Raw genomic sequence first — 21,467 nt, 5'->3', positions numbered from 1 at the left:
CTTCTTTTGAAGCTTCTCTTGGAGACAGTGATTCAACGCATTATATCGCACCTCTTTCGTTTACCGTTCGCTAACTTGGCGGCACGGCGCTAGCCTTGCCCTGAACACCTCAAGCCCGATTCCCTGATGGACCACGCCACTCGCGAAACCACCTCATCCGCATCATCGACCCGCGTCGTCGATGTGCTGGTGCCGGTCGCGCTCAACCAGAACTATTCCTACCGGGTGCCGCGCGGCATGGAGCTGAAGCCGGGCGACGTCGTTTGCGTGCCGCTGGGGCCGCGCGAGGTGGTGGCGGTGGTGTGGGCGGAGAACGCCAATCCCGATCCGCGCCTGCATAATCGCCTGAAGGATGTCGGCGAAAAGCTCGATGTGCCGCCGCTGAAGGAGGAATTGCGCAGCCTTGTCGATTGGGTCGCCAACTACACCCTGTCGGCGCGCGGCATGGTGCTTCGCATGTCCCTGCGGATGGGCGAAAATCTCGGGCCCGAGCGGATGCGCCTCGGCGTGCGTCTGGTGGGCGAGCCGCCACGGCGTTTGACGCCGGCGCGGCGTCGGCTGATCGAGGTGCTGTCGGACGGCCTGCTGCATGGCAAGTCCGAAGCGGCGCGGGAGGCCGGCGTCAGCGGCGGCGTGGTCGACGGGCTGGTCGACGAGGGGACGCTCGCCGTCGAGGCGATGCCGCCGCCGCTGGCACCGCCCGCGCCCGATCCAGCCTTCGCGCAGCCGGAATTTTCTCCCCAGCAGCGCACGGCGGTCGATGCGATGCGCGCACTCGCGGCCAATGGCTCTTTCCATGTCGCGCTGCTCGACGGCGTCACCGGTTCAGGCAAGACCGAAGTCTATTTCGAGGCGATCGCGGAAATCATCCGCCGCGGCAAGCAGACGCTGATCCTGATGCCGGAGATCGCGCTGACAGGGCAATTCCTTGATCGCTTCGCTCAGCGCTTCGGGGTGCGTCCGCTCGAATGGCATTCCGAATTGACGCCGCGCACGCGGCAGCGCAATTGGGCGGGGATATCGGCGGGCGAAGCGCCGGTCGTGGTCGGTGCGCGCTCGGCGCTGTTTCTGCCCTATGCCGACCTTGGGCTGATTATCGTCGATGAAGAGCACGACCAAGCCTACAAGCAGGACGACGGCGCGCATTACCACGCCCGCGACATGGCTGTCGTGCGCGCGCATACCGCCAAAATTCCGATCGTGCTGGCGTCCGCGACACCGTCGGTCGAAACCGAAGTCAACGCGCGCAAGGGCCGCTATCAGCGCGTCGCGCTGCCGTCGCGCTTCGGCGGCCAGCACATGCCACATATCGAGGCGATCGATCTGCGCCGCGCCCCGCCGCCGCGCGGCCGCTTCATCTCGCCGCCGCTCGCCGCACAGATTCAGTTCGCGATCGAGAAACGTGAACAGGCACTGTTGTTCCTCAACCGCCGCGGCTACGCGCCACTGACTTTGTGCCGGGCCTGCGGTCACCGCTTTGCGTGCACCATCTGCGACGCCTGGCTGGTGGATCATCGTTTTCGCCAGCGTCTGGTCTGTCATCATTGCGGTTTCTCGATGCCGCGCCCGAACATCTGCCCGCATTGCCAGGCCGAAGAATCGCTGGTCGCGGTCGGCCCCGGCGTCGAGCGCCTGCAGGAAGAGGCGGCCTCGCTGTTTCCGAATGCGCGCACCATGGTGCTGTCGAGCGATCTCATCACCTCGATCGAGACCATGCGCAGCGAGCTGAACGAAATCGCGGAAGGCCGCGTCGACATCATCGTCGGCACGCAACTGGTGGCGAAGGGACATAATTTTCCGCGGCTCAATCTGGTCGGCGTGGTCGATGCGGATTTGGGCCTCGGCAATGGCGATCCGCGCGCCGCCGAGCGGACGTTTCAACTGCTCAACCAGGTGATCGGCCGCGCCGGGCGCGAGCAGGGCCGCGGCGTCGGCTATCTGCAGACCCACCAGCCCGAACATCCCGTGATGAAGGCCCTGATCGCAAGCGACCGCGAGGCGTTCTATGCCAGCGAGATCGAGGCGCGCGAACGCGCCGGCTATCCGCCGTTCGGCCGGCTCGCCAGCCTGATCATTTCCGCAGGCGATCGGCCGACCGCCGAAGGTTTCGCACGAAGGCTCGCCGCCACAGCCCCGATCGACGAACGCATCCAGGTGCTGGGGCCTGCCGAAGCGCCGCTTGCCGTCATCAAGGGCCGCTACCGGTTTCGCTTGCTGGTGAAGTCGCTGCGCAACGTCGATCTGTCGGAATATCTTCGCGAGTGGCTTGCGGCCGGGCCGAAGACCAAGGGTAATCTCAAGCTCGAAGTCGACGTCGACCCGCAGAGCTTTTTGTGAGGGCCGTACCCTTCAATCGGGAATGCGCTCGTCAGCCATTCGACCACAGATTGGTCGTGTATCCCGTCTCGACAAAGGCGTCGATTTTCGCCGCCTGATCCTCGTCGCCACCGGTCCGGGCCGCAAAAATCTTTCCGAACGAGATACGCTTGGCTTCCGGCCAGTGCTCCGGTTCCCAGAGGTGCGATCGGAGCACCGAACGCGCGCAATGGAAGTAGCACCGCTCGATGTGGATCCGGATCGCAAGCAGCGCCGGTCGACCTGACTTCGCAAATGCGGCCAACAGTTCGGCATCGTCAAAGATCTCTGCCCGGCCGGAGAGCCGCAGCGTCTCGCCGGTCCGGGGGCGCAGGAAGATCATGCCGATCCGGCCGGTATCGAGGATGTTCTGCAGGCCGAACGCGAGGTTGTTGCCTGCCCGTTCGGGAAGCAGAACCGTTCTTTCGTTTTCGACACGGACGAACCCGGGTTCGTCGCCCTTTGGAGACACCTCGATCGGCCCGTCGCGACCGGCCGTGGCCATCAGCCCAAACGGGCATGTCTGGAGGAAGTCGATCGCCTGTTCGTCGAGGAAGGGAAGTACCTTGGCCTTGGTGGTCTCGCGCGGTTCGGGGAGAACGTTTCTCAGTTGCTCCACGGTTTTGACCTGGCTCATGCTTGCGTTCTCGTCAGTGGGTTGTGCCGACTGGCTGCGGAAGGCCGTGCGCCTGTGTTTCCGCAGAACCTAGCACGGCCCTCCTGACACCGTGGTGGCCAGAGCGGCGCGGCAACAAGAATGCCTTTAACAAAAAAGGCCTGCCGTCATTTGCGACGGCAGGCCTTTGCGGAAAGTTCCGCGACGGTTACGCAACGCTTACTCGATCTGATGGACCGGAAAACGGCGCGCAGGACGCGCGCTTAAGAGACGACCTCGGCGGTGACGTGGCCGACGCCGGCGCCGGTCAGGCCGACGGCGCGGGCGGCACCCGTGGACAGGTCGAGCACGCGGCCCTTGATGAAGGGACCACGGTCATTGATCGTGACAACGACGCTCTGGCCACGATAGGTCACCCGGAGCTTGGTGCCGAACGGCAGCGAGCGGTGGGCTGCGGTCATGGCGTTCTGGTTGAAGCGCTGACCGGAAGCAGTCTTGCTGCCGGATTCATTGCCGTAAAAAGAAGCCTTTCCCGAGAAGCTGCGCCCGGAGCCCGAGCCGATCGACGCATTGGCGTCCATCCAATTGCTCTTGGCCTTGTGGGCGTGCGCGTGATGGGAATGGTGGCGGTGATGCCTGGATTTGGCGGAAGCCTCGGAGATGCTGCCGCCGACCAGGAGAGTTGCGGCGATCAAGGCGAGAGCCGTACGCGACCGGGTTAGAGTTCCCGGCACCACATTATTGTTATTCAACATTAAACTAGTCCCTCAGACAGTATTGCCACATGCGTGGCAAATGGAACCCCCGTCCCAGTTTCAGTGGTTGCCGTTTGGTGACGCAATAAGGCATGAATTGGGCAGTAAAGCCGGTTTTCGGCCGGCTGACATATCTTGTTACTGAGATCAACTAATCAAACGATATTCCGTAATCTTGGGCGTTAACGAAATTTTAACCTTTAAATTACTGAGAATTACTTGTTATTACTGTAATCCTTGTTGGGGCAAAGATTTGTTCAAGTAATGTTCAAATGAAAAGAATCGGCCCGGTTCGTTCCGGCCGCTCCGCTCATGCCGGCCATGCAAATACGGGCGGAACCATTGCTGGCTCGATGGACCGGCGATTCCAGCGGCGGCGTCGAAGCGGAGTTTTGAGGCGACGGAGGACAGTCAAAAACAACGTCGGACCGGTGCTGATAATTGACGTGCGACAAGGCATCGCCTGTGCGCGCGGTCATGTTGCACCTGCGCGCTCGCTATGTTAGCAAAGCCGCGATTTTACCGATCCCGGCACCTCTCGTGCCGGTCGAAAATCGAAGTCCCGCTTGAATTCCAAGGGCTTGGATCGCTAGGCGCCGCTACCCGTGGCGACGGTTTTTCCCTTGCGAGTTTGACAGCTGAAAAGAGCAAAGTCTGTGGCTGCTGAAGATCCGTCCGTTTCGGGAGTGTCAGGCCGTTATGCTACGGCCTTGTTCGAGTTGGCGCGCGACGAGAAATCCGTCGACACGGTAAGGGCCGATCTCGATAAATTCGAGGCGATGTTGAACGAAAGCGCCGATCTGAGGCGTCTCGTCCGCAGCCCGGTTTTCTCGGCAGGTGCGCAGGCAAAGGCGCTCGATGCCGTGCTCGACAAGGCCGGAATCTCCGGCATCTCCGCCAAATTCCTTAAAGTCCTGACCGCCAACCGCCGGCTGTTCGCAGTCGCCGATGTGATCCGCGCTTTCCGCGCGCTGGTGGCGAAGTTCAAGGGCGAGGCGACCGCCGACGTCACCGTCGCCGAACAGCTCAATGAAAAGAATCTCGACGCGCTGAAGACCGCACTGAAATCGGTGACGGGCAAGGACGTCGCGCTCAACGTGAAAGTCGATCCCTCCATTATCGGCGGCCTGGTGGTCAAGCTCGGCAGCCGCATGGTGGATAGTTCGCTTCGCACCAAACTCAATTCGATCAAGCACGCGATGAAAGAGGCAGGCTGATGGACATCCGCGCCGCGGAAATTTCCGCGATCCTCAAGGACCAGATCAAGAATTTCGGCCAGGAGGCTGAGGTTACCGAAGTCGGACAGGTGCTGTCCGTCGGTGACGGTATCGCCCGCGTCTATGGTCTGGACAACGTCCAGGCCGGTGAAATGGTCGAGTTCGAGAACGGCACCCGTGGCATGGCGCTGAACCTCGAAACCGACAACGTTGGTATCGTGATCTTCGGCGCCGACCGTGAAATCAAGGAAGGCCAGACCGTCAAGCGTACCCGCGCCATCGTGGATACGCCGGTCGGCAAGGGCTTGCTCGGTCGCGTGGTCGACGCGCTCGGCAATCCCATCGACGGCAAAGGCCCGATCCAGGCCGACAAGCGTATGCGCGTCGACGTCAAGGCGCCCGGCATCATTCCGCGCAAGTCGGTGAACGAGCCGATGGCGACCGGCCTCAAGGCGATCGATGCGCTGATCCCGGTCGGCCGCGGCCAGCGCGAGTTGATCATCGGCGACCGTCAGACCGGCAAGACCGCGATCGCGCTCGACACCATCCTGAACCAGAAGCCGCTCAACGCGCAGCCGGACGAGAACATCAAGCTGTATTGCGTCTACGTCGCGATCGGCCAGAAGCGTTCCACCGTCGCCCAGTTCGTGAAGGTGCTGGAAGAGCAGGGCGCGCTGGAATATTCGATCATCGTCGCCGCCACCGCGTCCGATCCGGCGCCGATGCAGTACATCGCGCCGTTCACTGGCTGCACCATGGGCGAGTACTTCCGCGACAACGGCATGCACGCCGTCATCATCTATGACGATCTGTCCAAGCAGGCCGTCGCCTATCGCCAGATGTCGCTGCTGCTGCGCCGCCCGCCGGGCCGCGAAGCCTATCCCGGCGACGTGTTCTATCTGCATTCCCGCCTGCTCGAGCGCGCGGCGAAGCTCAGCAAGGACCACGGCTCGGGCTCGCTCACCGCGCTGCCTGTCATCGAAACCCAGGCCAACGACGTGTCGGCCTACATCCCGACCAACGTGATTTCGATTACCGACGGCCAGATCTTCCTGGAAACCGACCTGTTCTTCCAGGGCATCCGCCCCGCTGTGAACGTCGGTCTGTCGGTGTCGCGCGTCGGATCGTCGGCGCAGACCAAGGCGATGAAGAAGGTCGCCGGCAAGATCAAGGGTGAGCTGGCGCAGTACCGCGAAATGGCGGCGTTCGCGCAGTTCGGCTCCGACCTCGACGCCTCGACGCAGCGGCTCTTGAACCGCGGCTCGCGCCTGACCGAACTCCTGAAGCAGCCGCAGTTCTCGCCGCTGAAGATGGAAGAGCAGGTCTGCGTGATTTGGGCCGGCACCAACGGCTATCTCGACGCGCTGCCGCTCGGCAAGATCCGTGCGTTCGAGGACGGCCTGCTGTCGCTGCTGCGCGGCAAGAACGTCGACATTCTCAACGGCATTCGTGACAGCCGCGATCTCTCCGACGATCTCGCCGGCAAGCTGAAGAGCGCGGTCGAAGGTTTCGCCAAGACGTTTGCTTGATGATTTGCCGTTGAGGCCCGGCGCTTTAGCCTGAAGACGCGCTTCGCGCTTTTGGGCCGGGTCTAACAAAAGAGTGGCTTGCGGTCGGGTCTAGACACCGGATCGCCGGGGTGAACTGAGAATGGCTTCCCTTAAAGACATGCGGGTACGCATCGCCTCCACCAAGGCGACGCAGAAGATCACCAAGGCGATGCAGATGGTTGCGGCGTCAAAGCTGCGCCGCGCGCAGAGCGCTGCCGAAGCGGCGCGGCCTTACGCCGAAAAGATGGACGCGGTGATTTCCAATATCGCATCCGCCGCGGCGGGTTCGCCCGGCGCCCCGGCGCTGCTGGCCGGTACCGGCACGGATCAGGTGCATCTGCTGCTGGTGTGCACCGGCGAGCGCGGACTTTCCGGCGCCTTCAATTCATCGATCGTGCGCCTGGCCCGTGAACGCGCGCAGTCGCTGATCGGTCAGGGCAAAGAGGTCAAGATTTTCTGCGTCGGCCGCAAGGGCTACGAGCAACTCCGCCGAAACTTTGAGAAGCAGATCATCGAGCACGTCGATCTGCGCTCGGTTCGCCAGCTCGGCTTCGTCAATGCCGAAGACATTGCCAAAAAGGTTCTGGCGCGCTTCGACGCCGGCGAGTTCGACGTCTGCACGCTGTTCTATTCGCGCTTCAAATCCGTGATCTCGCAGATCCCGACCGCCCAGCAGATCATTCCGCTGGTGGTGGAAGCGCCGGCAGCGAATGCCGGGCCGTCGACGTCTTACGAATACGAGCCGGAAGAGGACGAGATCCTGACGCGCCTGCTGCCGCGCAATCTCGCGGTGCAGATCTTCCGTGCGCTCTTGGAAAACAACGCCTCGTTCTACGGCGCGCAGATGAGCGCGATGGACAACGCCACCCGTAACGCCGGCGACATGATCCGCAAGCAGACCCTGATTTACAACCGAACCCGTCAGGCCATGATCACCAAGGAGCTGATTGAAATCATCTCCGGCGCCGAGGCGATGTAACGGCGACAGGCACGATCAAACTGACGGTTTCTAGATACGAATTCGAAGGAGAGAGTTTATGGCCACACAAGCCAACCAGACCGGACGCATCACGCAGGTCATCGGCGCCGTCGTCGACGTGCAGTTCGAGGGACATCTGCCCGCCATTCTGAACGCGATCGAGACCAAGAACGGCGGCAACCGTCTGGTGCTCGAAGTGGCACAGCATCTCGGCGAATCCACGGTGCGCACCATCGCGATGGACACCACCGAGGGGCTGGTGCGCGGCCAGGAAGTGACCGACACCGGCCAGCCGATCGCGATTCCGGTCGGCGACGGCACGCTCGGTCGCATCATGAACGTCATCGGCGAGCCGATCGACGAAGCAGGTCCCATCAAGTTCGAAGGCAAGCGCGCCATTCATCAGGAAGCGCCGACCTATACCGACCAGTCCACCGAAGCTGAAATTCTCGTCACCGGCATCAAGGTCGTCGATCTGCTCGCACCCTACGCCAAGGGCGGCAAGATCGGCCTGTTCGGCGGCGCCGGCGTCGGCAAGACCGTGCTGATTCAGGAACTGATCAACAACGTCGCCAAGGCCCATGGCGGTTACTCGGTGTTCGCCGGCGTCGGCGAGCGTACCCGCGAAGGCAACGACCTCTATCACGAATTCATCGAATCCAAGGTCAACGCCGACCCGAAGAATCCCGATCCGAGCGTGAAGTCCAAATGCGCGCTGGTGTTCGGCCAGATGAACGAACCCCCGGGCGCCCGCGCCCGCGTCGGCCTCACCGGTCTGACGGTCGCCGAGCACTTCCGCGACCAGGGCCAGGACGTGCTGTTCTTCGTTGACAACATCTTCCGCTTCACCCAGGCCGGCTCCGAAGTGTCGGCGCTGTTGGGCCGTATTCCTTCGGCTGTGGGCTATCAGCCGACGCTCGCCACCGACATGGGCGCGCTGCAGGAGCGCATCACCACGACGCACAAGGGTTCGATTACCTCGGTGCAGGCGATCTACGTGCCGGCCGACGACTTGACCGACCCGGCGCCTGCGACCTCGTTCGCCCATCTGGACGCCACCACGGTGCTGAACCGCGCGATCTCGGAAAAGGGCATCTATCCGGCGGTGGATCCGCTCGACTCGACCTCGCGCATGCTCTCGCCGCTCGTCGTCGGCGAAGATCACTACAACACCGCGCGTATGGTTCAGCAGGTGCTGCAGAAGTACAAGTCGCTGCAGGACATCATCGCCATTCTCGGCATGGACGAACTGTCCGAAGAGGACAAGATCGCGGTGGCCCGCGCCCGCAAGATCGAGCGCTTCCTGTCGCAGCCGTTCCACGTCGCCGAAGTCTTCACCGGCTCGCCCGGCAAGTTCGTCGATCTCGCCGACACCATCAAGGGTTTCCGCGCGATCTGCGAAGGCAAGTACGATCACCTGCCGGAAGCTGCCTTCTATATGGTCGGCACCATCGAAGAAGCCGTCGAGAAGGGCAAGAAGCTGGCGGCTGAAGCAGCGTAAGTTTGAAGTCGTTACTGCCGGGCAACAGCGCGAAGCGCATCTTCGTAAAAATTGACCCGGCAATCTATCGACTCAAGAAATGTTTCGCTTGGTGGACCCGCGGGTCAAGCCCGCGGGTGACAGCGGAAAGAATGGAAAGACCATGGCTACCTTTCATTTCGATCTCGTCTCTCCCGAAAAGCTCGCCTTCTCCGGCGAAGTCGATCAGGTTGACGTTCCCGGCGTGGAAGGCGATTTCGGCGTGCTCGCCGGTCACGCCCCGGTCGTGGCCGCGGTCCGCCCGGGCATCCTGACCATCACCAGCGGCGGGTCGCACCAGAAGGTCATCGTACTCGGCGGTCTTGCCGAGATGTCGGAAAGCGGGCTCACTGTGCTCGCTGACGTCGCTACTTCGATGGAGGACGTCGACCGGGCGCAGTTTGCTGAGACCATTGCCGAGATGGAAGCGAAGCTGGCCGAGAAGGAAGGCTCCGAGCTCGATCGTGCCATCGAGCGGCTCGATCACTTCAAGAGCATCCAGCAGGAACTCAGTTCGACAGCTATGCACTAGCCCCGGGGCACCGCTCCGGGGCGCCATGAAGGCCCGAATATGCCAGCGCTCGTCACCCCGTGACGGGCGCTGAGCTTTTTGTTGGAGTATTTCCTCTCGCGAACCCCGCCCCGCTTGAAAATGCGCTAGTTGCGTCCGGGAACTTCCGGCGGCATTGTCCCGCCGCTGGTGTTTGCCCGGGGCTGGTCTTCATGAAACGCAAGATCGCGGCGATTTTTGCGGCCGATATTGCCGGCTACTCCAGACTGGTTGCCGAGGACGAGGAGGAGACGCTGCGGCGGCTCGTGTCCTACCGTCAGGTGACCGACGATTTCATCGCCAAAGGCGGCGGCCGCATTTTCAATACGGCCGGAGACGCTGTGCTCGCCGAATTTCCGAGCGCGGTCGAAGCCGTGCGCTGCGCGATCGATATTCAGGAGAGCCTCCGTACCCGCAACATGGCCTATCCGCCGAGCCGCCAGATGGCCTTTCGCATCGGCATCACCATTGGCGACGTGGTCGAACGGGACGGCGACCTCCTCGGCGACGGCGTCAACATCGCCGCGCGCCTGGAGGGCCTCGCCGAAGTCGGCGGCATCTGCATTTCGCGCGCGGTGCACGAGCAGGTCGCCAACAAGCTGTCGGTGCAGTTCGCGGATATCGGCGCGCAGGAGGTGAAGAACATCCCGACGCCGGTGCACGCCTACATGGTGGCGATGCGCCGCGAGGACGGCACCTACGCGACGCCGCAGGTCAAGAAGCCGGCCAAGGCGCAAGACGCGGCGCAGCCGAACTGGATGTGGCCGGTCGCGGTCACGGTGGTCAGCCTGGCCGCGATCGGTGTCGGCGGCTTTCTCTATTTCACCAAGCTCGAGACGTCGGCGCCCAAGGCTGTGGCCTCCAGCAGCACCGCAAGTCCGGTGCCGTCAGCCGTTGCATCATCTTCGGCACCGCCTGCTCTAGCGGCAACGGCGGCTTCGCCCGCTCCCGCCGCTTCACCGGCGCCCGCCGCAAAGGCGGCGGTGCCTGCGCCGTCTGCATCGCTGCCGATGGTCGTATCGTCAGAAAAATTCGCCGCCGCCAACGTTCCCTTCGTTAGCGACAAGGTCCGCGCCACGCTTGCTTCGGACTACGCGCCGGCTGCCGATTTCAAGGCGATCTCGCTCAATATCGGCGGGTTCAACGCTTTCGTCACCGCCCAGCCGAGCGAGGAGGTTGCGAAATCGGCCGCGATGGAGCAATGCCAGAAGCGCGCCGATGCCGCGCAATCGCCGCGCAAATGCGAATTATACGCGGTCGGCGACACCGTCGTTTATGCGCACGGCAGACCGCCAATGCCGCCATTGCCCTGGATCAGGCATGACGCCGTGACCGAGCAGCCCTTCGCCGCCAGGGCCGTCCCGCTCACACGCGACGGCGGCAAGGCGCGTCTTGAAAACGTGTATACACCGGCGCGAAAGCACAAGGCGCTCGCGCTGGGGCCCGGCGGCGCGCTGTTCTTTCCCTTTGCTCTGGACAGTGTCGAGGAAGCGGTACGGCGTGCCCTGGAGTCATGCGGCGGGATCGCCGGCGTCCCCTGCATGCTCGTTGCGCTCAACGATAATTTTGTCGTCCCGATTCCGATCACACTGAAGGTCACCGGTTTCTTCAAGGCTGCCGGCACTACGATGATCGCAGCCGATGCGCGCGACGACGTCGCGCGCCGGCTCGTGGATGCGTCAAGCGGCTGGAACGCCGTTGCGGTCGGCGCGGCTGGCCGGCCGGGGCTGGGACTGAAGGCGGCCAATGAGCAGGCCGCCGTCACTGCTGCGCTCACCGACTGCGCCAAGCGCGACAGCAATTGTCAGGTCATCGCCATCGGCCCGTTTTCAGTCGGGCCTAACTAGACCACGACCTGCTGGCCCTGAATTCGATTGATCTGCTCTTGGGAGAGTCTCGGAAGTCCTGAACGCTGTGGACCTCCGACCGACGGCCAACAGCATGAACAGGCTCCGGTAACCCTGGTAGCGGGCAGCCGGACGGGTACGTTCGCGCCCGTGCATGATCAGCGCGCCACTCTGGTCGTGCACCCGCCACTCCCAACTCCGGCGGCGCTTGGCTACAGTCACTTCCATCATGAGAGGCAAGACACCGTACGGTGGCGGGTTATTTCAAAGCTGAGCCTTTTAGTCTGCGGTCGACACAAAAAGGTTCGCTGATACCAAACCACCGACGGTATCGGGCGCCTTCTGCGGGCTCGGCCGGCCGAAAAATATTGAGCGACAAAACGCTGTCAAGCCGCCTCGCGTCCCGCAGCTGTGCTAATGGGCGAATTCCGCGAATACCCGCGCCACCATCCGATAGACGTCGCGCCGGAACGGCACGACCAAATCGGCGACGCGGTCGAGCCGCTCCCAGCGCCAGGAATCGAATTCGGCCGGCTGGCCGTTGCGCGGCGTCAGCGGGTCGATCTCGTCGTCGCGGCCGGTGAACCGCAGTGCGAACCATTTCTGCCGCTGGCCGCGGAATTGGGCGAGACGATGGGTGGGCGGTCCGTCATAGGGCGGAAATTCATATTTTATCCAATCGGTCTCGCCGAGATATTCGGCGCTGACCGCCCCGGTCTCCTCCCACAGTTCGCGCATGACGGCATCGCGTGGGTTCTCGTCGGCGTCGATGCCGCCCTGCGGCATCTGCCATTCTAATCCGGGAAGAACAATTTCCGGTCCGTCGTCCCGGAAGCGCCGCCCGATCAGCACCTCGCCGGAGGGGTTGAACAGCGCGATTCCCACGTTGGGACGATAGGGTTTGTCGGACATGGCGTTTGAGGTGATACCGGTTCGCGCCGCGACAGCGCGTCAAAACGAAAAGAGCTAGCCGCCCGCGAGGTTGGAGAATTCCTTGACCACGCGTTCGTAGACCGGCCGCTTGAACGGAACGATCAGGTTCGGGAGATTCTTCATCGGCTCCCAGCGCCAGTTCACGAATTCGGCCTTGTGTCCGCCGCCGCCGGGGCTTGAGACGTTGATTTCGGCGTCCTTGCCGGTAAAGCGCACCGCGTACCATTTCTGCCGTTGTCCGCGATATCGGCCCTTCCAGGCGCGGCCGGCCACCGTGCGTGGAATGTCGTAGATCAGCCAATCCGGGACTTCGCCGAGTTTTTCCACGGAGCGGACGCTGGTTTCCTCGTAAAGCTCGCGCTTCGCGGCCTCCCAGGTGTCCTCGCCGGGATCGACGCCACCCTGCGGCATCTGCCAGACATGGGTTTGATCGACATGTTCGATGCCGCCGGCGCGGCGGCCAATGAAGACCAGCCCGGCCGCATTGATCAGCATCATGCCGACGCAGGTCCGGTAAGGCAGGTCCTCGTAGCGCGCCATGTCCCTCACGTTTCCTTTGCCTGCATCAAGTCCACTCGCAATCGATCGGTCCGGAGCAGTCCGGGAAAGTCCGGATCGCCGCCATCAGCTTGATCTCTAGCCCGATTTTGATTTCAGCATCGCCGTTGTCAATGGCACAAGCATGATGCCCCGGCTGTCGAGCGTCTTGATCCAGGCGGCAAGCCGCTCGATCGAAATCGGCAGCGCCGAGGCGACGCCCACGGCCAGCCCGCGCTCCTTGGCGAGCGTCTCCAGCTTGACCAGCGTCCGGTCGATCTCGGCCGAGGTTGGCACGGCATCGATGGTGAAATCGGCCTTGGCGAAGGGCATCGATTGGGCCGCCGTCAGGGACGGAGCGGCGCTGCGCGGCGAGGAGCCGTCATCGAGATACCCAAGGCCGCGCTTGGCCGCCTCGCGGATGATCGGCTGCATCACGGTGTCGGTAGCCGTGAAACGTGCGCCCATGAAATTGGCGATCCCGGCATAGCCCTGGAACCGGCTGAGGTGCCAGTACAAGCGGTCGATGTTCTGCTCAGGCGTCAGCGTCGTGAGCAGGGTCTGCGGGCCGGGGTCATTGTCGGGATAGTCGAACGGCTCCATCGGAACCTGCAGCAGGATCTCGTGGCGCTGCGCACGAGCCCGCTCGGCGAGCTTGGCGGGGTCTGCCCCGTAAGGGGTGAATGCCAGCGTTACGGCCGGTGGCAGCTTCATGATGGCATCGGCCGTCTTGGCTGCGCCGACACCGAGCCCGCCGACCACGATGGCTATGACAGGCATCTTGGCAGCCTTGGTGCGGTCGGCGTCGGCCGCATAGACCGTGAAGGGTTTCAGGCCGTCGGCAACCACCGGAATCATGCCGTAACGGGACTTTTCCAGCAGCCGCTGGTCGATGCCGGCCATTGCCATCGCCGGCGCAGGCTCGGCGCCGGTCTTGTCGGCGGCATCGCTGCCGATCACGACGTCCTGGCGCTTGCCGCTGGAGCCGTCGATGATGGTGACGGTCTTGTTGTCTCCGCTTGAAGCCTGCTGTGCAGATTTTGCAGCCTGTTCGGGCTGGCCGGAGGCGGCTCCGGGCAGCTTTTCGTCCGCCGGCTTGCGCAGCGCGATACGGGCGACCGGCTCGCCGCCGAACGGGTTGTCGGTGAAAAGCGCGACGGCGAGGAAGGCGACCAGGAACAGGCCGAGCAGCACAGCCAGCGCCTGCATCGCAGTGAAGGGCAGCCGGAACCGGCGCTTCTGGCGCTCCGTCTTCTGTCCGAGCGGCGTGCTCAGATCGTCGGTCATTTCCGTCATGGACCTCCCCGAATCACCGGGGCCGACGATACCACGACGGGGCAGGGCCACGGCAGTTCCGCCGCCCGGCAAAAAGGGCGACCCGAAGGCCGCCCTTTTTTTGAATGCTCGCCGACGGAGTCGATCAGTTCGCGGCCTTGGTGGCCGGCTTTTCGACCGCGGCCTTGTCGCCGGTGGCCGGTGCTGCGGTCGCGGTTGACTTGATGCCGTGCAGCAGGTCGGCCGCGGTCTTCAGCGCCTTGTCGTCCTTGGCATCCGGCGGCACGTAGGATTGCGAGCCGGTCTTCTCATCGCCGTCGTTCTTCAGATGGCCGCGCAGCGAGGCCTCGCCCTTGGTGTCGGTACGTGACTTCAGCTCGTCCGGCACATCCTGCAGCACCTCGATGTCGGGCACGATGCCCTTGGCCTGGATCGACTTGCCCGACGGCGTGTAATAGCGCGCGGTGGTGAGCCGCAGCGCGCCGTTGCCGCTGCCGAGCGGGATGATGGTCTGCACCGAGCCCTTGCCGAACGAGCGCGTGCCGACAAGCGTGGCCCGCTTGTGGTCCTGCAGTGCGCCGGCGACGATTTCGGAGGCCGAGGCCGAGCCGCCATTGACCAGCACGATGATCGGCTTGCCCTTGGTCAGGTCGCCCGTATGCGCCGCGCGGCGCTGGGTTTCCTCGGCATTGCGGCCCCGGGTCGAGACGATCTCGCCGCGCTCCAGGAAGCTGTCGGAAACGGTGACCGCTTCCTCCAGCAAGCCGCCGGGATTGTTGCGCAGGTCGATGATGTAGCCCTTGAGCTTGTCGCCGATCTGGTTCGAGAGGTTGCCGATCTCGCGCTTCAGGCCTTCGGTGGTTTGCTCGTTGAAGGTGGTGACGCGGATATAGGCGATGTCGTCCTGTTCGACGCGGGCGCGCACCGAGCGGACGCGGATGTTGTCGCGTACCAGCGTCACTTCGATCGGATTGTCCTGGCCCTTGCGGATGATCTTGAGGCGGATCTTGGTGTTGACCGGTCCGCGCATCTTCTCGACCGCCTGATTGAGGGTGAGACCCTGCACGGCTTCGTCGTCGAGATTGGTGATGATGTCGTTGGCCATGACGCCGGCCTTCGACGCCGGGGTGTCGTCGATCGGCGAGACCACCTTGATCAGGCCGTCTTCCATCGTGACCTCGATGCCGAGCCCGCCGAATTCACCGCGGGTCTGCACCTGCATGTCGCGGAAGCTCTTCGCGTCCATGTAGCTCGAATGCGGATCGAGGCCGGCCAGCATGCCCGAGATTGCCGATTCGACCAGCTTGCTGTCGTCGGGCTTCTCGACATAGTCGCTGCGCACGCGTTCGAACACGTCGCCAAACAGATTGAGCTGGCGATAGGTGTCCGAGGTGGCCGCACGCGCACTCGATCCCATCAGCAAGGAACGAGGCTGCGTGACGAAGAGCGTCAAAGCCGCACCGGTGGCGGCGCTGAGAAGAATTACAGAAGTCTTGCGCATCATCCGCGAACCTTTTCGCCTTCGTTAGCGGCCCACCATGGGCCTGAATCGATTGGAGTGCCGTCCTTACGGAACTCGACATACAGCACCGGCTGGCTCGCGGTCGTCGCGAGAATGGATGCAACCTGGGACGTCGATCCCATGGTCGCGACCGGCTCCCCGGTAAGTACAAACTGGCCGATGTTTACCGAAATGCGCTCCATCCCGGCGATCAGGATATGATACCCGCCCCCGGCATTAAGGATCAAGAGTTGTCCGTAGCTGCGGAAGGGCCCGGCGTAAACAACCCAGCCGTCACACGGTGTTGTGACCTGAGCCCCGGCCTTTGTTGCCAAGGAAATGCCTTTTTCTACGCCGCCGGCACCGTCGGAACCGCCAAAATAGCGAATCTTGCGGCCATTGACCGGAAAGGCGAACAGCCCCTTGGCGGAGGCAAAGGCGATCGCCGGGCTTAATCGAGCAGGGTCCTTCAGCGCTCCCAGATTGGGCTTGCCGCCCGGGGCAGCCGGGGCGCCCTGCAGGCTGGCGGTTGCGGCCGCCTTGGCGGCGCTCTTCAAATCCTGCTCCATTTTCGTGATCAGACCCTGCAGGCCTTCGACCTGCCTGGACAGGTTGATGGCGCGGGCGCCTTCGGCCTCGACGTCCTTTTCGATAGCGCTCTGCTTGCGCTGCCGCTCTTCCACCAGCGCGGCCAGCCTGACAGAATCGTCCTTCAGCCTGTCGCGGTCCCGCGCCAGCACGTCGCGCTCGGTGGCGATGGTCTTGCGCAAATTCACCAGCTCGCCGAGATCGGCGGCAAGTTTCTCCGCGCGTCCGCGCAGTTCGGGCACGACCGATCCGAGCAGCATGGCGGTGCGCAGCGATTGCAGCGCATCTTCGGGCCGAACCAGCAGCGCCGGCGGCGTGCGCCGGCCGGCGCGTTGCAGTGCCGCCAGCACTTCGACGATTTCGGTGCGGCGTGAATCGAGCGAAGCCCTGACCGCCTGCTCGCGGCTGTCGAGCGGTCGCAGACGGGCCTCGGTCTCGGCGATGCGGGTCTCGACGCTGCGCACCTGGGTGGCGATATCGATCAGTTGCTGGTTGAGCTTGGAGCGGTCCTGACCGATCGCCGCGATATCGGCCTTCAGTTTTTGCTGCAGTTCGGCCGCCTTGCGCTGCTGCTCGCGCGTGGTCTCCAGTTCCTCCTCGCGCTGCTTGATGGCGTCGGGGGAAACGGCCGTCGCTTGCTGTGCGGGCGCTGCGGATTGCGCTACCGCCGGCGAAAGCGCTGCTGCGACGAAGCTTGCAGAAAGCAGTAGCAGGGAAAGCAAGACAGCCGGCGTCAGCGGCATGACGCGGCCGGCGGTGTCGAATGAGTGAAAGCCCTGCGTTGAATTCATCCGGTCTATTCAGTGTTGTCTGTATTCACGTCACCGTGCCTAGGCGCGATGGTAGGGGTGGCCGGCCAAGATGGTCGCCGCCCGGTAAATCTGTTCAAGAAGCATGACGCGGACCATTTGATGCGGCCAGGTCGCCGAGCCGAACGCAATGCGTAATTTAGCCTTGCGCTGCAAATCGGGCGAAAGTCCGTCGGCGCCTCCGATCGCGAAAATTGTGTTGGCGATACCCTGATCCCGCCAATCGCCGAGCTGCCGGGCGAAGGTCGCGCTATCGATGCTCTTGCCGTGCTCGTCCAGCGCCACCAGCATGGATTTCTCCGGTATCGCCGCCGCAATCGCCGCGGCTTCCTCCGATATCCGGGCCGCGGCGTCGCGCGCGCGGCTTTCCGGAATTTCATGGATCGCGAGGCCGCGAAAGCCGAGCTTGCGGCCGATATCCTCGAAGCGCTCGCGATAGCGCTCGGCCAGTTCCTGCTCCGGGCCCTGCTTCAGCCGGCCGATTGAGACCACGACAAGGCGCATGATGCTGTTTCTGGCGTGCACTTTCCGGCACGCGCGCCTTTGCGCGCGCGCAAGCAGACTAGATGCGCCTCAGCCGATTTGCATCGGCCGAGAGTTCAGATCGCTGCCGCCGCCGGGTTTTGCGCCCACAATCTTTCGAGATTGTAGAATTCGCGCACCTCGGGTCTGAACACGTGCACGACCACATCGCCGGAATCGATCAGCACCCAGTCGCAATTGGGCAAGCCCTCGACATGGATGTTCTTGATGCCGCTTTCCTTCAGGGTTTTCGTGACGTTTTCCGCGATCGCGCCGACATGCCGGTTGGCCCGGCCCGTGGTGACGATCATGTAATCGGAAAAGGCGGATTTGCCGCGAAGGTCGATGGTGACCGTTTCTTCCGCCTTCATATCGTCGAGGCGGGAGAGGATCATATTCAGCGTCTTGTCGGCGTCGGGTTGCGCCTTCAAGGCCGCAGCTTTTGTCGATGTTTTACGCGGGGTCTTGGCAGACTTAACAGGAGCCTTGCTGGGAACCTTGGGTAAAACAGACTTGGACTTGGACAATACAGATGTGGCCAGGGACCATTCCTTTCACTGTATCGCGAACGCCGAATCCTTAGCGTACACGGACCATATTAGGCATGTGGGGTTAATGGTTTCAATATTCCAGTGAATCCCACCTGCCGGTTCGAACTAAACTGTCACTTCTTTGCCTTCCAGCTCCCGTCCGGGTTCCGCAAGCCGGTCGACGACATGTCCAGTTTCAGGCCGGTGAGGAAAGCCCAGGCGGGAGCATGCTGATCTGCTAGCCGGGCCGCCTGATTCTCGGGCAGCCGATAGCGTGCCAAGGCCTGTGCGGCCGGTGCGGCGAGCGCCCGAAAACTCTGCGGCGGACGGTCGATCACCGCAATCGGCACCTCCGCGGCGATGCGCCGCCAGTTTTGCCAACGATGAAATTGCGCGAGATTGTCAGCGCCCATGATCCAGACGAAGTGCACGCCGGAAACGCGGCGGCGCAAATGGATGATCGTGTCGACAGTGTATCTGGTGCCGATGACAGCTTCGAGACAACTGACGTCGATGCGCGGATCGTTGGCTACATCAAGCGCGGCATCGACGCGTTCGGCAAGACCATGCAGCCGGCCGTTATCCTTCAAAGGATTGCCCGGCGTCAGCAGCCACCAGACGCGATCGAGCTTCAGGCGCTTGATCGCAAACAGGCTGATGGCGCGATGCGCCGCGTGCGGCGGATTGAACGAGCCACCGAGCAGGCCTATGCGCATGCCGTTGGTATGGAAGGGGATGGCTTGCGCGGCGGATTGCAATTGCATCAGCCGGGTCACCGCGTGCACGGGCTGGCGTTCACGGCCGCGTCTGCCCGGTGCCGTGAACGCGATATTTGAAGCTCGTCAACTGCTCGGCTCCAACAGGCCCGCGGGCGTGGAATTTGCCGGTGGCAATCCCGATCTCCGCGCCGAAGCCGAACTCACCGCCATCAGCGAACTGCGTCGATGCGTTGTGCAGCACGATCGCGGAATCGACCTCGCTGAGGAATTTCCCGGCCGCCCTGGCGTCCTCGGCCACGATTGCATCGGTGTGGCGCGAGCCGTGGTGTTGGATATGCGCGATCGCAGCATCCACACCGTCGACGACACGCGCGGCGATGACCGCGTCGAGGTACTCGGTGTCCCAATCGTCGTCGGTTGCCGGCTTCACCCGCGCGTCGATCTTTTGCACGGCGTCGTCGCCGCGCACCTCGCAGCCGGCTTCGATCAGCATTTCGACCAGTGGCTTCAGATTGGTCGCTGCGCCTGCACGATCGACCAGCAGCGTCTCGGCCGCCCCACAGACGCCGGTACGGCGCATCTTGGCGTTCAGCACGATCGACTTGGCCATGTCGAGCTTGGCGCTGGCGTCGACATAGACGTGGTTGACGCCTTCGAGATGCGCAAACACCGGCACGCGCGCTTCCGCTTCGACGCGCGCGACCAGGCTCTTGCCGCCGCGCGGCACGATCACGTCGATACCGCCACCCAGTCCTCCGAGCATCAGCCCGACCGCGGCACGGTCGCGCGTCGGCACCAGCGTGATCGCTGCCTCCGGCAGACTCGCCTCGCGCAAGCCCTGCGCCAAGCATTCGTGGATGGCTCGGCACGAACGGAAGCTGTCGGAGCCGCCGCGCAGGATCACGGCGTTGCCGGCCTTCAGGCACAGTACGCCGGCATCAGCGGCGACATTGGGACGGCTCTCGAAGATCACGCCGATGACGCCGAGCGGTACACGCACGCGCTCGATGGTCATGCCATTTGGCCGCTGCCAGCTTTCGGTAACGGTGCCGACCGGATCGGGGATGCCGCGCACCGTGGCTACGCCCTCGGCCATGGAGTTGATCCGGGCTGGCGTCAGCGTCAAGCGGTCGATGAAGGCCGGCGTCGCCCCGCCGGCGCGTACTTCCGCCACGTCCTCGGCATTGGCCGCGAGAATCTTTGCCGCGTTGGCGCGGATTGCTCGCTCGATGGCATCCAGCGCCCGGTCCTTCTGCTCCGGCGGCGCCAGCGCCAGCACCCGCGCAGCGGCGCGCGCCTGGGTAGCGAGGTCGGTCATCAAAGCGGGCAGATCGGCGTTGCCGTCGATTGCCTTGAGAGGCGCGGTCATGGGGAGGCTCGTGTCTTGATTAAGGCCATGTCCTAGCACGGAAATCCCGCTCTTGCGAGGTCCGGAACCGGCATGGCTGGCTGGCGATATCAGAAATAGGCAGCTCGGCCAGTGGCCTACTTGACCGGAACGGTCCCGGCCGGGCCGACCACCAGGTCGTCGCGATGGATCATCTCCGCCCGGCCGCTAATGCCCAAAATGGCCATCACGTCCGGCGAGGAGCGGCCCTTGACCTTCTCCGCATCCTCGGCGTCGTAGGCCACCAAGCCGCGCCCGATCTCGTGGGTGTCGGGGCCGCGCACCACGACCGCGTCGCCGCGGGCGAATTGGCCCTCGACCCGGATCACGCCGGCCGGCAGCAGGCTTTTGCCTGCGCGGAGCGCCGCGACCGCGCCGGCATCGATGGTCAGCGTGCCCTTCGGCTCCAGCGAGCCTGCGATCCAGCGCTTGCGGGCGGTGACGGGATTGGCCGGCGTCAGGAACCAGGTGCAGCGGCCGCCATCTGATATCGCCTGCAGCGGATGTTCGATCTTGCCCGAGGCGATCAGCATATGCGTGCCTGACGTCGTCGCGATCTTCGCCGCTTCGATCTTGGTGAACATGCCGCCGCGCGACAGTTCGGATTCGGCCGCGCCTGCCATGCCCTCGATCTCCGAGGTGACCGATTCGACGATCGGAATCAGTTTGGCGTTGGGATTGGCACCGGGCGGCGCGTCATAGAGGCCGTCGATATCGGACAACAGGATCAGCAAATCGGCGCTCGCCATGGTGGCGACGCGCGCGGCGAGACGATCATTGTCGCCATAGCGGATTTCGTTGGTCGCCACCGTGTCATTCTCGTTGATCACGGGCACCGCGCGCCATTCCAGCAATTTGCCGATGGTCGAGCGGGCGTTGAGATAGCGGCGGCGCTCCTCGGTATCCTGCAGCGTCACCAAAATCTGCCCGGCGCCGATGCCGTGAGCCCCCAGCACTTCCGACCAGATCCGCGCCAGCGCGATCTGCCCCACCGCGGCGGCGCCCTGGCTCTCCTCGAGCTTCAGCGGGCCGCGCGGCAATTTCAAACGGCTGCGCCCCAGCGCAATCGAACCCGACGAGACCACCAGAACGTCACGGCCTTCGCCGTGCAGCTTGGCGATATCAGCGGCCAGCGCCGACAGCCACGCCGAGCGGACCTCGCCCGCATTGGAATCGATCAGGAGCGAGGAGCCGACCTTGACGACGATGCGGCGAAAGTTTTTGAGCGCGGGGCGTTTCATGATGCGGTCGAAATGAGACGGGTGATCGGGAAGCAAT

At 63.6% G+C, this 21,467-nt stretch carries 19 protein-coding genes; 7 read left to right on the top strand and 12 right to left on the bottom strand.

The window, feature by feature from the left end:
• The first annotated feature begins 126 nt into the window (after positions 1–126).
• The gene (locus IVB22_RS18865; RefSeq protein ID WP_247518799.1) at positions 127–2,337 is read left to right on the top strand and encodes a primosomal protein N'; all 2,211 of its coding nucleotides are present in this window, start codon (positions 127–129) and stop codon (positions 2,335–2,337) included.
• Positions 2,338–2,368: 31 nt separating this feature from the next.
• Here the strand turns inward: IVB22_RS18865 and IVB22_RS18860 are convergent, their stop codons facing one another.
• Both IVB22_RS18860 and IVB22_RS18855 read right to left on the bottom strand, forming a co-directional pair.
• Positions 2,369–2,992, bottom strand: a complete 624-nt coding sequence (locus tag IVB22_RS18860; protein ID WP_247518798.1) for an MSMEG_1061 family FMN-dependent PPOX-type flavoprotein — start codon at positions 2,990–2,992, stop codon at positions 2,369–2,371.
• A gap of 242 nt (positions 2,993–3,234) precedes the next feature.
• Entirely contained in the window at positions 3,235–3,726 is a 492-nt protein-coding gene (locus tag IVB22_RS18855; RefSeq protein ID WP_247518797.1) for a septal ring lytic transglycosylase RlpA family protein, read from the bottom strand.
• A gap of 656 nt (positions 3,727–4,382) precedes the next feature.
• On the opposite strand from IVB22_RS18855, the gene IVB22_RS18850 reads away from it, so the two are divergent.
• The 6 genes from IVB22_RS18850 to IVB22_RS18825 all read left to right on the top strand — a co-directional run bounded on the left by IVB22_RS18850 (position 4,383) and on the right by IVB22_RS18825 (position 11,388).
• Positions 4,383–4,943: a F0F1 ATP synthase subunit delta gene (locus IVB22_RS18850; RefSeq protein ID WP_247518796.1), complete on the top strand. Its 561-nt coding sequence runs from the start codon at positions 4,383–4,385 to the stop codon at positions 4,941–4,943.
• Entirely contained in the window at positions 4,943–6,472 is a 1,530-nt protein-coding gene (gene atpA, locus IVB22_RS18845; protein ID WP_247518795.1) for a F0F1 ATP synthase subunit alpha, read from the top strand. Before IVB22_RS18850 ends, atpA begins: the two co-directional genes overlap by 1 nt.
• 121 nt (positions 6,473–6,593) lie before the next feature.
• Entirely contained in the window at positions 6,594–7,472 is an 879-nt protein-coding gene (locus IVB22_RS18840; protein ID WP_247518794.1) for a F0F1 ATP synthase subunit gamma, read from the top strand.
• 58 nt (positions 7,473–7,530) lie between these two features.
• Entirely contained in the window at positions 7,531–8,973 is a 1,443-nt protein-coding gene (atpD, locus tag IVB22_RS18835; protein ID WP_247518793.1) for a F0F1 ATP synthase subunit beta, read from the top strand.
• Positions 8,974–9,115: 142 nt separating this feature from the next.
• Entirely contained in the window at positions 9,116–9,523 is a 408-nt protein-coding gene (locus IVB22_RS18830) for a F0F1 ATP synthase subunit epsilon (protein WP_247518792.1), read from the top strand.
• 191 nt (positions 9,524–9,714) lie between these two features.
• Positions 9,715–11,388, top strand: coding sequence for an adenylate/guanylate cyclase domain-containing protein (locus IVB22_RS18825; RefSeq protein WP_247518791.1), 1,674 nt, complete (start codon positions 9,715–9,717; stop codon positions 11,386–11,388).
• Between the two features lie 414 nt (positions 11,389–11,802).
• Here IVB22_RS18825 and IVB22_RS18820 read toward each other — a convergent pair whose 3' ends face one another.
• The 10 genes from IVB22_RS18820 to proB all read right to left on the bottom strand — a co-directional run bounded on the left by IVB22_RS18820 (position 11,803) and on the right by proB (position 21,430).
• Positions 11,803–12,300 carry an RNA pyrophosphohydrolase gene (locus tag IVB22_RS18820; RefSeq protein WP_247518790.1) on the bottom strand — a complete coding sequence of 166 codons (498 nt, stop codon included), beginning with the start codon at positions 12,298–12,300 and terminating at the stop codon, positions 11,803–11,805.
• Positions 12,301–12,354: 54 nt separating this feature from the next.
• Complete coding sequence (locus tag IVB22_RS18815; RefSeq protein WP_108520585.1) at positions 12,355–12,861, bottom strand: RNA pyrophosphohydrolase; 507 nt, start codon at positions 12,859–12,861, stop codon at positions 12,355–12,357.
• A 96-nt stretch (positions 12,862–12,957) separates the two neighbouring features.
• Complete coding sequence (locus tag IVB22_RS18810; RefSeq protein ID WP_247518789.1) at positions 12,958–14,154, bottom strand: divergent polysaccharide deacetylase family protein; 1,197 nt, start codon at positions 14,152–14,154, stop codon at positions 12,958–12,960.
• Between the two features lie 124 nt (positions 14,155–14,278).
• Positions 14,279–15,637: a S41 family peptidase gene (locus tag IVB22_RS18805; RefSeq protein ID WP_247518788.1), complete on the bottom strand. Its 1,359-nt coding sequence runs from the start codon at positions 15,635–15,637 to the stop codon at positions 14,279–14,281.
• Entirely contained in the window at positions 15,634–16,965 is a 1,332-nt protein-coding gene (locus tag IVB22_RS18800) for a murein hydrolase activator EnvC (RefSeq protein WP_247518857.1), read from the bottom strand. Before IVB22_RS18800 ends, IVB22_RS18805 begins: the two co-directional genes overlap by 4 nt.
• Before the next feature lie 87 nt (positions 16,966–17,052).
• Positions 17,053–17,535 carry a 23S rRNA (pseudouridine(1915)-N(3))-methyltransferase RlmH gene (rlmH, locus tag IVB22_RS18795; protein WP_247518787.1) on the bottom strand — a complete coding sequence of 161 codons (483 nt, stop codon included), beginning with the start codon at positions 17,533–17,535 and terminating at the stop codon, positions 17,053–17,055.
• A 95-nt stretch (positions 17,536–17,630) separates the two neighbouring features.
• Positions 17,631–17,984 (bottom strand): ribosome silencing factor, encoded by a 354-nt coding sequence (gene rsfS, locus IVB22_RS18790; RefSeq protein ID WP_247518786.1) that lies wholly within the window; start codon positions 17,982–17,984, stop codon positions 17,631–17,633.
• 233 nt (positions 17,985–18,217) lie between these two features.
• Positions 18,218–18,847: a nicotinate-nucleotide adenylyltransferase gene (locus tag IVB22_RS18785; protein WP_247518785.1), complete on the bottom strand. Its 630-nt coding sequence runs from the start codon at positions 18,845–18,847 to the stop codon at positions 18,218–18,220.
• Positions 18,848–18,878: 31 nt separating this feature from the next.
• On the bottom strand, positions 18,879–20,171 hold the full coding sequence (locus tag IVB22_RS18780; RefSeq protein ID WP_247518784.1) for a glutamate-5-semialdehyde dehydrogenase: 1,293 nt from the start codon (positions 20,169–20,171) through the stop codon (positions 18,879–18,881).
• A gap of 116 nt (positions 20,172–20,287) precedes the next feature.
• Positions 20,288–21,430: a glutamate 5-kinase gene (gene proB, locus IVB22_RS18775; RefSeq protein WP_247518783.1), complete on the bottom strand. Its 1,143-nt coding sequence runs from the start codon at positions 21,428–21,430 to the stop codon at positions 20,288–20,290.
• Positions 21,431–21,467: the final 37 nt, after the last annotated feature.

Origin of the sequence: Bradyrhizobium sp. 190 (genome assembly GCF_023073415.1) — a bacterium.
GTDB lineage: Bacteria > Pseudomonadota > Alphaproteobacteria > Rhizobiales > Xanthobacteraceae > Bradyrhizobium.
The sequence above is the reverse complement of the archived record's forward strand: the minus strand, read 5'-3'. Positions and strand labels throughout refer to the sequence as shown.

Coding starts and splice junctions, on each gene's coding strand:
- IVB22_RS18840 (WP_247518794.1), top strand. CDS start 6,594: ATGGCTTCCCTTAAAGACATGCGGGTACGCATCGCCTCCACCAAGGCG.
- IVB22_RS18785 (WP_247518785.1), bottom strand. CDS start 18,847: ATGCAATTGCAATCCGCCGCGCAAGCCATCCCCTTCCATACCAACGGC.
- IVB22_RS18820 (WP_247518790.1), bottom strand. CDS start 12,300: ATGTCCGACAAACCCTATCGTCCCAACGTGGGAATCGCGCTGTTCAAC.
- IVB22_RS18825 (WP_247518791.1), top strand. CDS start 9,715: ATGAAACGCAAGATCGCGGCGATTTTTGCGGCCGATATTGCCGGCTAC.
- IVB22_RS18800 (WP_247518857.1), bottom strand. CDS start 16,965: ATGCCGCTGACGCCGGCTGTCTTGCTTTCCCTGCTACTGCTTTCTGCA.
- IVB22_RS18830 (WP_247518792.1), top strand. CDS start 9,116: ATGGCTACCTTTCATTTCGATCTCGTCTCTCCCGAAAAGCTCGCCTTC.
- IVB22_RS18855 (WP_247518797.1), bottom strand. CDS start 3,726: ATGTTGAATAACAATAATGTGGTGCCGGGAACTCTAACCCGGTCGCGT.
- IVB22_RS18780 (WP_247518784.1), bottom strand. CDS start 20,171: ATGACCGCGCCTCTCAAGGCAATCGACGGCAACGCCGATCTGCCCGCT.
- rlmH (WP_247518787.1), bottom strand. CDS start 17,535: ATGCGCCTTGTCGTGGTCTCAATCGGCCGGCTGAAGCAGGGCCCGGAG.
- IVB22_RS18810 (WP_247518789.1), bottom strand. CDS start 14,154: ATGACGGAAATGACCGACGATCTGAGCACGCCGCTCGGACAGAAGACG.
- IVB22_RS18815 (WP_108520585.1), bottom strand. CDS start 12,861: ATGGCGCGCTACGAGGACCTGCCTTACCGGACCTGCGTCGGCATGATG.
- atpA (WP_247518795.1), top strand. CDS start 4,943: ATGGACATCCGCGCCGCGGAAATTTCCGCGATCCTCAAGGACCAGATC.
- atpD (WP_247518793.1), top strand. CDS start 7,531: ATGGCCACACAAGCCAACCAGACCGGACGCATCACGCAGGTCATCGGC.
- proB (WP_247518783.1), bottom strand. CDS start 21,430: ATGAAACGCCCCGCGCTCAAAAACTTTCGCCGCATCGTCGTCAAGGTC.
- IVB22_RS18860 (WP_247518798.1), bottom strand. CDS start 2,992: ATGAGCCAGGTCAAAACCGTGGAGCAACTGAGAAACGTTCTCCCCGAA.
- IVB22_RS18865 (WP_247518799.1), top strand. CDS start 127: ATGGACCACGCCACTCGCGAAACCACCTCATCCGCATCATCGACCCGC.
- IVB22_RS18805 (WP_247518788.1), bottom strand. CDS start 15,637: ATGATGCGCAAGACTTCTGTAATTCTTCTCAGCGCCGCCACCGGTGCG.